Origin of the sequence: Clostridium sp. AM33-3, from assembly GCF_003480315.1 — a bacterium.
Classification (GTDB): domain Bacteria; phylum Bacillota; class Clostridia; order Lachnospirales; family Lachnospiraceae; genus Brotaphodocola.
Genome location: NZ_QUIV01000005.1, coordinates 122,540 through 133,782, shown reverse-complemented (window position 1 = coordinate 133,782; position 11,243 = coordinate 122,540). Strand labels below are relative to the sequence as shown.

General features: G+C 50.0%; 11 protein-coding genes and 1 other annotated feature (1 of these 12 cut by a window edge). All 11 genes read left to right on the top strand.

What is annotated here, in order from left to right; translation table 11 throughout:
- Positions 1 to 157 (top strand) — a binding site (T-box leader) (it extends 102 nt beyond the left edge of the window).
- A 52-nt stretch (positions 158 to 209) separates the two neighbouring features.
- The 11 genes from DW819_RS04600 to xerA all read left to right on the top strand — a co-directional run bounded on the left by DW819_RS04600 (position 210) and on the right by xerA (position 11,072).
- Complete coding sequence (locus tag DW819_RS04600) at positions 210 to 1,301, top strand: ABC transporter substrate-binding protein (protein WP_118732279.1); 1,092 nt, start codon at positions 210 to 212, stop codon at positions 1,299 to 1,301.
- Between the two features lie 47 nt (positions 1,302 to 1,348).
- On the top strand, positions 1,349 to 2,233 hold the full coding sequence (locus DW819_RS04595) for an ABC transporter permease (protein WP_118732278.1): 885 nt from the start codon (positions 1,349 to 1,351) through the stop codon (positions 2,231 to 2,233).
- A complete protein-coding gene (locus DW819_RS04590) occupies positions 2,226 to 2,999 on the top strand; it encodes an ATP-binding cassette domain-containing protein (RefSeq protein WP_118732277.1) in 774 nt (257 codons plus the stop codon). Before DW819_RS04595 ends, DW819_RS04590 begins: the two co-directional genes overlap by 8 nt.
- A gap of 88 nt (positions 3,000 to 3,087) precedes the next feature.
- Positions 3,088 to 4,203 (top strand): HAMP domain-containing sensor histidine kinase, encoded by a 1,116-nt coding sequence (locus tag DW819_RS04585; protein ID WP_118732276.1) that lies wholly within the window; start codon positions 3,088 to 3,090, stop codon positions 4,201 to 4,203.
- Positions 4,178 to 4,870 (top strand): response regulator transcription factor, encoded by a 693-nt coding sequence (locus tag DW819_RS04580; RefSeq protein ID WP_118732275.1) that lies wholly within the window; start codon positions 4,178 to 4,180, stop codon positions 4,868 to 4,870. The genes DW819_RS04585 and DW819_RS04580 overlap by 26 nt, the downstream gene beginning before the upstream one ends.
- 82 nt (positions 4,871 to 4,952) lie before the next feature.
- Entirely contained in the window at positions 4,953 to 5,741 is a 789-nt protein-coding gene (locus DW819_RS04575) for a hypothetical protein (RefSeq protein ID WP_118732274.1), read from the top strand.
- Positions 5,742 to 5,990: 249 nt separating this feature from the next.
- Positions 5,991 to 7,682 (top strand): DEAD/DEAH box helicase, encoded by a 1,692-nt coding sequence (locus DW819_RS04570; RefSeq protein WP_118732273.1) that lies wholly within the window; start codon positions 5,991 to 5,993, stop codon positions 7,680 to 7,682.
- A 265-nt stretch (positions 7,683 to 7,947) separates the two neighbouring features.
- A complete protein-coding gene (gene proC / locus DW819_RS04565) occupies positions 7,948 to 8,745 on the top strand; it encodes a pyrroline-5-carboxylate reductase (protein ID WP_118732272.1) in 798 nt (265 codons plus the stop codon).
- A gap of 32 nt (positions 8,746 to 8,777) precedes the next feature.
- Entirely contained in the window at positions 8,778 to 9,362 is a 585-nt protein-coding gene (locus tag DW819_RS04560) for an NUDIX hydrolase (protein ID WP_243025578.1), read from the top strand.
- A gap of 72 nt (positions 9,363 to 9,434) precedes the next feature.
- Positions 9,435 to 9,959, top strand: a complete 525-nt coding sequence (locus DW819_RS04555; RefSeq protein WP_118732270.1) for a hypothetical protein — start codon at positions 9,435 to 9,437, stop codon at positions 9,957 to 9,959.
- Positions 9,960 to 10,220: 261 nt separating this feature from the next.
- Complete coding sequence (xerA, locus tag DW819_RS04550) at positions 10,221 to 11,072, top strand: site-specific tyrosine recombinase/integron integrase (protein WP_118732269.1); 852 nt, start codon at positions 10,221 to 10,223, stop codon at positions 11,070 to 11,072.
- Positions 11,073 to 11,243 lie beyond the last annotated feature (171 nt).

Genomic DNA, 11,243 nt, shown 5'->3' with positions numbered 1-11,243 from the left:
GGCAGATCTGAAATCGAGGCTGGTGAGCAAAAAGGCACAGAAAGTAGGAACTGACGGAAACCGCAACCGTTACCTGGCGGCGTATATGTTAGTATACGGGTGAGTGGGTGCAAACCAATTTGAGTGGTACCGCGGATTAAGTATATTCGTCTCAAATACAGATTTATTTCTGTATTTGAGATTTTTTTTATTTTAAGGAGGAAACGATTATGAGAAAAAGTGTGAAGGTTATGGCAGCAGCAATGGCAGCAATGATGGCATTGGCAGGATGCGGCAGCAAGACCGCAGAGACCACTGCAGCAGACACAAAGGCAGCAGAAACCACAGCAGAAGCTTCCACAGCGGAAACTACCGCAGAAGCAGCAGGTGTGGAGCTTGCCGATGGCGAGTATACCGTAGGTATCGGCCAGTTCGCAGAGCACGGCTCCTTAGATAACTGCCGTACCGGATTTTTGCAGGGCCTTGCAGATGAGGGTATCGTGGAGGGCAAGAACCTGACCGTCCTTTATGAGAACGCACAGGCAGACGGCGGCACTGCAAGCCAGATCATGAACAACTTCCTTTCCAAGAAAGCCGATCTGATCTGTGCCATTGCAACCCCGATCGCCCAGAGTGCCTACAGCGCAGCAAAGGATGCTGGCGTACCGGTGATCTACACCGCAGTTACCGATCCGATACTGGCAGAGCTTGCTAACACAGACGGAACCCCGGTCGGAGAGATCACCGGTACCAGCGACAAGCTTCCGGTTGAAAGTCAGTTAAAGATGATCCGCACCATGCTTCCGGATGCAAAGACCATCGGTATCATGTACAGCACCAGCGAGATCAATTCCGTGTCCGCGATCGAGGAATACAAGGAAGCAGCACCGGAGTATGGCTTTGAGATTGTAGAGAGTGGTATTTCTTCTACCGCAGACATCCCGTTAGCAGCAGATGCCCTGGTAGAGAAAGTTGACTGTATCAATAACTTAACCGACAATACCGTGGTAAGCTCCCTTCCGGTAATCCTGGATAAGGCAGCAAAGAAAAACATCCCGGTATTCGGAAGCGAGATCGAGCAGGTTAAGATCGGCTGTCTTGCAGCGGTTGGCCTGGATTATGTAAGCCTTGGCGAGCAGACTGGTAAGATGGCAGCAAAAGTATTAAAGGGCGAAAAGAAGGCAAGCGAGATGAACTTTGAGATTATCGAAGAGGCAGCTTTCTATGGAAACAACAAGGTTGCAGAAAATCTTGGTATCACCATTCCGGCAGAGCTTTCCGACAACGCGGCAGCACTGTTCGATGAGATTATCACCAACTAGAGGGTATTCATAAAAGAATACATGCTCTTAGAAATCGGAGGAAACAAATGTCTATCATCATTGGCGTCATGGAAGAAGGTCTGATCTACGCGATCATGGCACTTGGCTTATATATTACCTACAAAATCCTGGATTTTCCGGATCTGTCTGTGGACGGCACGTTCCCGATGGGAGCGGCTGTCACAGCTATGCTGATCCTGAAGGGGGTACATCCGGCACTGACTCTGGTCCTGAGCTTTGCGGCAGGACTGCTGGCCGGATGCATTACCGGTCTGATCCATGTGAAGCTGAAGGTACGGGACCTGCTCTCCGGCATCATCATGATGACAGCGCTTTACTCCATTAACCTGCGGATCGCGGGGAAGGCAAACCTGCCGATCTTCAGCAAGGAAACAATTTTTGAGAACACATTTCTGGATGCTGCCGTGCCGGAGGCACTGGATCCGTATCTGGTCTGCATCATCCTGTTCGTGATCGTCCTGCTCTGTAAGATCCTGCTGGATCTGTTCTTAAAGACCCGGGCCGGCTATCTGCTGAGGGCAGTCGGTGATAACGAGGTGCTGGTTACCTCTCTGGCAAAGGATAAGGGCATGGTGAAGATCCTGGGACTGGCTCTCGCAAATGGCTTTGTAGCTCTGGCGGGCTGTGTGTACTGCCAGCAGAAAGGCTTCTTTGAGGTCAGCACCGGAACCGGCACCATGGTGATCGGCCTGGCCAGCGTGATCATCGGAACCAAGCTGCTGAAGAGGTTTCATGGTGTGAAGGCAACTACAGCAGTCATCTTCGGTTCCATTGTCTATAAGGCCTGCGTATCCCTGGCCATCGCCCTGGGCATGGCAGCATCAGACTTAAAGCTGATCACGGCAGTTCTGTTTTTGATCATCCTGGTTGCCAGCAACCGGAAGGAAAGGAAGGTAAAGGCGCATGCTTGAGTTAAACCACATCCATAAATATTATAATGCGGGCACTGTCAATGAAATGTGTCTGTTCCACGATTTCTCCCTTTCCATTGAGGACGGACAGTTTGTGTCAGTGGTGGGCTCCAACGGTTCCGGAAAAACTTCCATGCTGAACCTGATCTGCGGTAGCATTCCGCTGGATGCGGGACAGATCAAAATCGGAAATGAAGATATTACAGGCATGCCGGAGTTTAAGCGTCAGAAGCGTATCGGCCGTGTCTATCAGAACCCGGCCATGGGCACCTGCCCTTCCATGACGATTCTGGAAAATATGGCTCTGGCCGATAACAAGGGAAAGCCCTTCAACCTGCGCCCGGGCACCAACCGCCAACGGGTGGAATTTTACCGGGAACAGCTTCATATGCTTGGCCTGGGACTTGAAGATAAGCTGGATGTGAAGGTCGGCGTGCTTTCCGGCGGACAGCGTCAGGCCATGGCACTGCTCATGTCCACCATGACTCCCATTGAATTTCTGATCCTGGATGAGCACACGGCAGCACTGGATCCGAAAACCGCAGACATCATTATGGAGCTGACGGATAAGGTGGTAAAAGAGAAGCATCTCACGACCATCATGGTGACCCATAACCTGCGTTACGCCGTAGAATACGGCAACCGTCTGCTGATGATGCATCAGGGCCATGCCATCATTGACAAGGCCGGTGAGGAGAAAAAGAAGATCCAGATCGATCACATTCTGGAAAAATTCAATGAGATCAGCATCGAATGCGGAAACTAAGAAATTGTTTGAAAATTTAGAATAGTTTAATACACGGAATACACCTCTTGTGGTATACTGTTAGTCAGTAGAGAGAGGTGTATTTTTTATGAGATTAAAAATGCGTCTTGCCATTGCGTTTGTGACGTTTAGTGTCCTTCCGATCATGTTTGTGGGCCTTATGCTTTCGGTGGGCCGTCTGTTTATGGCCAACCGGATGGACCGGTTTGGCCCGGAAGTAAGAACTATGGTAGCCCAGCTGATGATCACGGCAGTTCTGATGCTGATGTTCATCTGCGGTTCCCTGACAATCTGGGTGTACCGTTCCATTCTGCGCCCGCTTAGCAAGCTTCAGGAGGCAACCAGAAAGATCCGGGACGGCAATCTGGATTTCACGCTGGATATCGAGGAGGATGACGAGATCGGTGAGCTGTGCCAGGACTTTGAGGAGATGCGCATCCGTTTAAAGGAGAGTGCGGAGCAGAAGATTCAGTATGACAATGAAAATAAGGAACTGATCAGCAATATTTCCCATGATCTGAAAACACCGATCACGGCGATCAAAGGCTATGTGGAGGGGATTCTGGACGGTGTGGCATCCTCGCCGGAAAAGTTGGACAAATACATCCGCACCATTTACAACAAGGCCAACGATATGGACCGGCTGATCGATGAGCTGACCTTTTATTCCAAGATTGATACGAATAAGATTCCCTATACGTTTAGTAAGATCAATGTCAACAGCTATTTCCGCGACTGCGCGGAGGAGGTCGGTCTGGACATGGAATCCCGGGGGATTGAGCTGGGGTATTTTAACTATGTCAATGAGGACGTGGAAGTCATTGCAGACGCAGAGCAGATGAAGCGTGTCATCAACAACATCATCAGCAATTCCGTCAAATATCTGGATAAGCCGAAGGGCATCATCAACATCCGCATCAAGGACGTGGGCGATTTCATTCAGGTGGAGATCGAGGACAACGGCCGGGGCATTGCTACCAAGGATCTGCCCTATATTTTTGACCGGTTCTACCGCACGGATTCCTCACGGAATTCCTCCAAGGGCGGAAGCGGCATCGGACTTTCCATTGTGAAAAAGATCATTGAAGATCACGGCGGCCGTATCTGGGCCACCAGCAAAGAAGGAATCGGCACGGAGATGCATTTTGTGCTGAGAAAATATCAGGAGGTAATACAAAATGAGCAGCAGAATTCTGATCATTGAAGACGAGACCAGCATCGCGGAGCTCGAGAAGGATTATCTGGAGTTAAGCGGGTTTGAGGTAGAACTGGAGGAACAGGGAGATGTCGGTCTGGAGCGGGCTTTAAACGAAGATTTTGATCTTCTGATCCTGGATCTCATGCTTCCGGGAATGGATGGCTTTGAGATCTGCAGGCGTTTTCGCCAGTCCAAGAATACACCGATCATCATGATTTCCGCAAAGAAGGACGATATTGACAAGATCCGGGGCCTGGGCCTGGGGGCGGATGATTACATGACGAAGCCATTCAGCCCAAGTGAGATGGTGGCCCGGGTGAAGGCTCACCTGGCCCGTTATGAGCGTCTGATCGGAAGCGGAAGTCCGGAGAATGAGATCATCGAGATTCGCGGACTGAAAATTGACAAGACTGCCCGAAGAGTCTGGGTGAACGGGGAGGAAAAGAACTTTACTACGAAGGAATTTGATTTACTGACTTTCCTGGCCCAGAATCCAAACCATGTATACACAAAGGAGGAACTGTTCCGGGAAATCTGGGATATGGATTCCATCGGAGATATTGCCACGGTAACCGTGCACATCAAGAAAATCCGTGAAAAGATCGAGTTCAATACCGCGAAGCCGCAGTATATTGAGACCATCTGGGGCGTGGGATACAGGTTCAAGGTATAAAGAACCAGGCTCTATCTAGTATAGAAGAAATTCATTGCTGTTTGCGCAATGCGTGAACAGTAACAGAAAGGCAGGATAAAAGATGGGAATCCATGCAGGAATTTATATGGCGGCAGCGATTCTTTCTGCTCCGGTTTTAACAGCGGGAGGCGGACAGAACACGGCAGCTGCAACAAACGTAAGCTTTGAAGCGCCGCAGGAGAGCGGAAGCGGGGAGGCAGGAACCGCAGCTGCATCCCGCTTTGTGCTTCCGGAAGAAGCCCGGGTACTGGTGATCGTGGAAGGAACCGGCGGAAGTGGCTGCAATGTTTATGCCTTTGAGCGGAGCAGCGCAGCAGGAAGCTGGGAGAAGTGTGTGGAAACAACAGGATATCTTGGTATGAATGGCATGAGCAATCACCGGCACTCTGGCGATAAGACCACGCCGATCGGAGTATTTAGAATGAATACCCCGTTCGGACAGGCCAAAGCACTGGAGGGCTTTCCTTCCGATTATATCCAGGTAGATGACACCTATGTCTGGGAGGACGATACCAACAAATTAAGCCGTGACATTTCCAAAGAAGGCGAGCGGGTCGGCGGCAGCGGCTATGCCGGATATTATGACTACGCCATTGATGCCGGATTCAATCCGAACGGCATCAAGAATCAGGGCTCCGCGCTGTTTTTACACTGCTCCGGTGTATTTAAGGACTATACCTCCGGCTGCGTAGCCATCGAGAAGGACCAGATGGCCCAGATCATGAAGCTGTATGGAAAGTACGGCAGCGGCGCATCCTTTATCGCCCAGGCGCCGAAAGGGACCTTTGAGCAGATTTATAATACCTATGGAACAAACCAGGGACTGTCGCCGGAAGGGAACTTTTCGTGATCATGATTCTATCATGAATTACGGATTGCACTCGAAAAGAAAATTGACATTCCAAAATCCGTATGTTAGAATACAAAATTGTGCTGAAGAAGATTCAGAATACCATCCTGAATCTTCTTTTTTGATGCGATTGTGTGCAAAAATCTGTCGGAGGCAGGTGTTTGCATACCTGTACCGCAGGGTCCCCCCCACTGGAACAGGTCCTGCGTAAAACTCGAAAACAGATTGTAAATAGAATGAGGAAAATGAATGGAAACAGTAAAATTTGAAGAGTTACAGTTAGATGACCGTATCCTGCGTGCCGTGACCGATATGGGATTTGAGGAGGCTTCCCCGATCCAGGCGAAGGCCATTCCGGTGGAACTGGAGGGCTCCGATATCATCGGTCAGGCCCAGACCGGAACCGGTAAGACAGCAGCCTTTGGTATCCCGCTTCTTCAGAAGATCGATCCGAAGAAGAAAAAGCTGCAGGCCATTGCTCTTTGTCCGACCCGTGAGCTGGCCATCCAGGTAGCAGACGAGATCCGTAACCTGGCAAAGTATATGCATGGCATTAAAATCCTGCCGATCTACGGAGGACAGGACATTGTACGCCAGATCCGCGGTTTAAAGGACGGTACCCAGATCATCATCGGTACCCCGGGCCGTGTTATGGACCATATGCGCCGTAAGACTGTAAAATTTGATCAGGTACATACCGTTGTGCTGGATGAGGCAGATGAGATGCTGAACATGGGCTTCTTAGAGGACATGGAGACCATCTTAAGCCAGCTTCCTGAGGAGCGCCAGACGGTAATGTTCTCTGCAACCATGCCGGCAGCCATCCAGAAGATCGCGGAGAACTTCCAGAAGGATCCGCAGATCGTCAAGGTCGTAAAGAAAGAGCTGACCGTGCCGAAGGTAACCCAGTATTATTATGAAGTAAAGCCGAAGACCAAGGTAGAGGTTATGTGCCGGCTGCTCGATATGTACGCGCCGAAGCTTTCCGTCGCATTCTGCAACACCAAGAGGCAGGTCGATGAGCTGGTAACGGAGCTTCAGGGCCGCGGTTATTTTGCAGAGGGACTGCATGGTGACTTAAAGCAGGTGCAGCGTGATCGCGTTATGAACAGCTTCCGTAACGGACGAACCGAGATCCTGGTAGCAACCGATGTGGCTGCGCGTGGTATTGACGTAGATGATGTAGAGGCAGTATTTAACTACGATATCCCGCAGGATGATGAGTATTATGTACATCGTATCGGACGTACCGGACGTGCAGGCCGCGAGGGTATCGCATTCAACTTCGTTGTCGGCCGCGAGGTGTACAAGCTGCGTGACATCCAGCGTTACTGTAAGACCAAGATCATTCCGCAGGCAATTCCGTCCCTGGATGACATTACCGAGATCAAGGCAGAAAAAATCCTGGATCAGGCGAAGGAAGTTCTGGCAGATATGGATCTGAACCGTATTTCCCACATCATTGAGAAGAAGCTGTTGGAGGAGGACTACACCTCCCTTGAGCTGGCAGCTGCACTGCTTCGCATGAATATGGGTGAGGAAAATGAAGATATCATCTTCGATAACCGTCCGGCAAGATCTTTAGATGATCTGGATTCCAGACGTGACCGCAGTGACCGTGGAAACGGCCGCGGCAGAAGAGACGGCAAGGGCAGAGACGGGCGAGGCGGCCGCAGCGCCAGAAAAAATCAGGATGACGCAGATATGGCACGCCTGTTCATCAACATCGGAAAAGACCAGAAGGTAAAACCGGGTGATATCCTGGGTGCCATTGCAGGGGAGTCCGGCATTTCCGGCCGTCTGGTGGGAAGCATTGACATGTATGACAAATACACCTTTGTAGAAGTTCCGCAGGACTGCGCGGAGGAGGTACTGGAATGCATGAAGAATGCCCGCATTAAGGGAAAATCCATTCATATGGAACCTGCAAACGGCCGTTAATTACGGGAAAAACAGAATATAAAATGAAACACGAAGGCGCGTATGGAAAGTACGCGCCTTTTATGATATAATGTGACGAGCGCAAGAGAGCCGGAAGCGTGCTTGCACGGTTACGGCGAACGGCGAGGAAATCAAGTGACGAAGTCACGGGAACGAGCGCAAGAGAGCCGGAAACGTGCTTGCACGGTTACGGCGAACGGCGAGGAAATCAAGTGACGAAGTCACGGGAACAAGCGCATTAACAGGCAGACAGGAGGATACGGACATGAAGCAGTTTGGATTCATTGGTATGGGTAATATGGGCTATGCGATCTTAAAGGGTCTTTTAAAGTCCAAAGTGCCGGACCAGATCATCTTTTCAGCAAGAAACAAAGAGCATATGGAACAGGTGGCAGCAGAAACAGGAGTTTCTTATGCTGCAGATAATAGAACCTGCGCGAAGGAAAGCGCCTGTCTGGTGCTGGCAGTAAAGCCGCAGCAGTTTGATACGGTCATTGGAGAAATCCGGGATGCAGTGACAGAGGAACAGATCATTATCTCTATTGCACCGGGTATTACCATTGCGGACCTTCAGAAACGATTTGGGAAAAAGTGCCGCATTGTCCGTGCTATGCCGAATACACCTGCTCTGGTGGGAGAGGGCATGACTGGTGTCTGCTATGACAAGGCACTGTTTTCTGACAAAGAGAAGCAGATGATCGAAACGCTTTTTACTTCCTTTGGACGAATGACTGTAGTAGAAGAAAAGCTGATGGATGTGGTGGTATGTGCCAGCGGAAGTTCTCCGGCCTATGTGTATATGTTCATTGAGGCACTGGCCGATAGTGCCGTAAAATATGGAATCCCGCGCGCAGATGCATACAAGCTGGTGGCTCAGGCAGTTCTTGGCAGTGCGAAGATGGTACTGGAGACCGGGGAACATCCGGGCCTGTTAAAGGATAAGGTCTGCTCCCCGGGCGGAACGACCATAGCCGGTGTGGCAGCGCTGGAAGAGTATGGCATGCGCAACGCCGTGTTCAAGGCAACCGATGCCTGCTACGCAAAATGTAAAGGAATCCAGTAATAAATCAGAAAACGGAGGAATTCATCATGAGCATGGAAGAAACACAGAATCAGAATGCAGGGCAGATGGAGAATGGAGCAAAGATCGAACCGGTCATCCGCAAGGACCGTCAGCTGAAATATACAGGAAATATTTTAAAAATCTATGAGGACACTGTCATCGCCAATGGTCACGAGGCTCACTGGGATTATATCCATCATGACGGAGCGGCTGCAGTGGTGGCAGTAGCGGATGACGGAAAGCTTCTTATGGTGCGCCAGTACCGCAATGCCCTGGACCGGGAAACGCTGGAGATTCCGGCAGGCAAGCTGGATGCGCCGGATGAACCGAAGATCGAGTGTGCTTACCGGGAACTGGAGGAGGAAACCGGATACCGCTGTGAAAAGCTGGAATATCTGATGAGCCTGAATACTACGGTTGCGTTCTGTGATGAAGCCATTGATGTGTTTGTTGCCAGAAATCTGATCCCGTCTCATCAGCATCTGGACGAGGATGAGGTCATCCATGTAGAACGCTGGAGCATCGAAGACCTTCAGAAGCTGATCTATACCGGAAAAATGACAGATGCCAAGACTGTTGCAGGCATTATGGCTTACGCCGCAAAATACGGAAAGTAAAACGATACATGGAAAAGCAGAATAGGGGGACTGTCTGTCTGCATAGGATAGAAAAAACGGTGGAGCCTGTTTATGAGAATGGAACGTTCGTTATCTGTCCTGGCAGCAGCAGTTCTGGGAGGATGGCTGATCGCGGTACTTTTGTGTAATGCTCTGTTTTACCGGAATATTGTAAATTATGAAGTGCTTTATCAGGGAATAGCCGGCTGCTGGTCGAAAGGATCTGAGCTGGACCGTACCAGGAGGATCTGGCTTCTGGCAGTTCGGATTTTGCAGGCAGCAGTCGTCTATGTCATGATGCGCAGCAGGCTTCGGAGATCAGCAAGCCTGTTTCTCGGACTTGCTGCGGGGGTTTGCGGAGGAATGCTCTTAAGTCTGCTGGTATGGAGCCGCGGCGTTTCTGGAGGCTTTCTATTTCTGGCTTCCGGTTTTCCGCAGGATCTGGCCTATCTGCCCGGTTTCTTTCTGCTGCTGATCTGTGGACGATCGGACCGCCCTGTGCAGAAAGAACGTCTGTTTTGTATCACGATCATCCTGCTGGCAGCCGGGATCTGGATGGAGCTTTACGTCAGTCCGTTGATCTTGAAATTGTTTTAAAAAAATACAAAACAAAATTTACAACATGTTGAGATAGAAAGAACTGCTTTTCCAACATGTTGTATTTTTATGTAAATCATGCTGAAACGGATAAAAAAGTGGGAAATATGTGTTTGATTTTATGAGAAAATGCGGATATAATGGTATTCACATTACCGAAACAGACAGGTTTTATGGGATTTTGGGGCAGCAAAGCGGCTCTTGCCCATCCCTGCGGAAACGGTGGGAAATATCGCTTGGGGAAAGTTGGAGTTTAAGAATATGACGACAGAAATAGAATCTTTCATTCATTATCTTGAGGATGTGAAACAGTCATCCCGAAATACAGTGGTATCCTACCAGAGAGACTTAAGGCAGCTTAAGGAGTATCTGGAACGCCAGGGAATTAAAGAACCGGCCAAGGTGACCAGAACCTGTCTGAATTCTTATATTTCCTATCTGGAACGGAAGGGAAAGGCCACCACGACCATTTCCCGCATCCTGGCATCTACGAAAGCGTTCTTTCATTATGAGCTGATGGAGGGAAACATCCGTCGGGATCCGGCAGAGCTTTTAAAAACACCGAAGATCGAGAAAAAGATTCCGGTGATCCTCAGTGTGGAGGAAGTGAACCGTTTTCTGGAGCAGCCGGAGGGCGAAGGTGCAAAAGAGGTACGTGACAAGGCAATGCTGGAGCTTCTTTATGCAACCGGGATCCGGGTTTCCGAGCTGATCGGACTGGAACTTCAGGATGTGAATCTGGCAGTTGGGTTTCTCACCTGCAGGGACGGGGAAAAGGAGCGGGTGATCCCATTTGATAAAAAGGTGAACCAGTATCTGCGGGCTTATCTGGATAAGGCAAGACCGGACCTTTTAAAAGGAAATGACTCTTCCTGGCTGTTTACCAACTGCAGCGGAAAACAGATGTCCCGTCAGGGCTTCTGGAAGATCGTGAAGTATTACGGGGACAAGGCCGGGATCCAGGCAGATATCACTCCCCACACCCTGCGCCATTCCTTTGCCGCCCATCTCATCAGCAGCGGAGCGGATATTCAGGCTGTGCAGACCATGCTGGGACATGCAGATCTGGCTACCACATTGGCTTATCAGGGGTATATCCAGAAACAGCACTAAAAGCCAGATCATGTAACTGTGAAGGCACGGAGCAGTTCCATATTACATACAGGCGGCGCGGGGGCGTGCGCCTGTAATTCATTTTAGGGGACAGAAAGCGGGAGTCTGGCAAGAAAATGGTTCTCGCGGGTCTGAAATTGTGGTATACTGAAGCAAGGTTTGCATACAAAG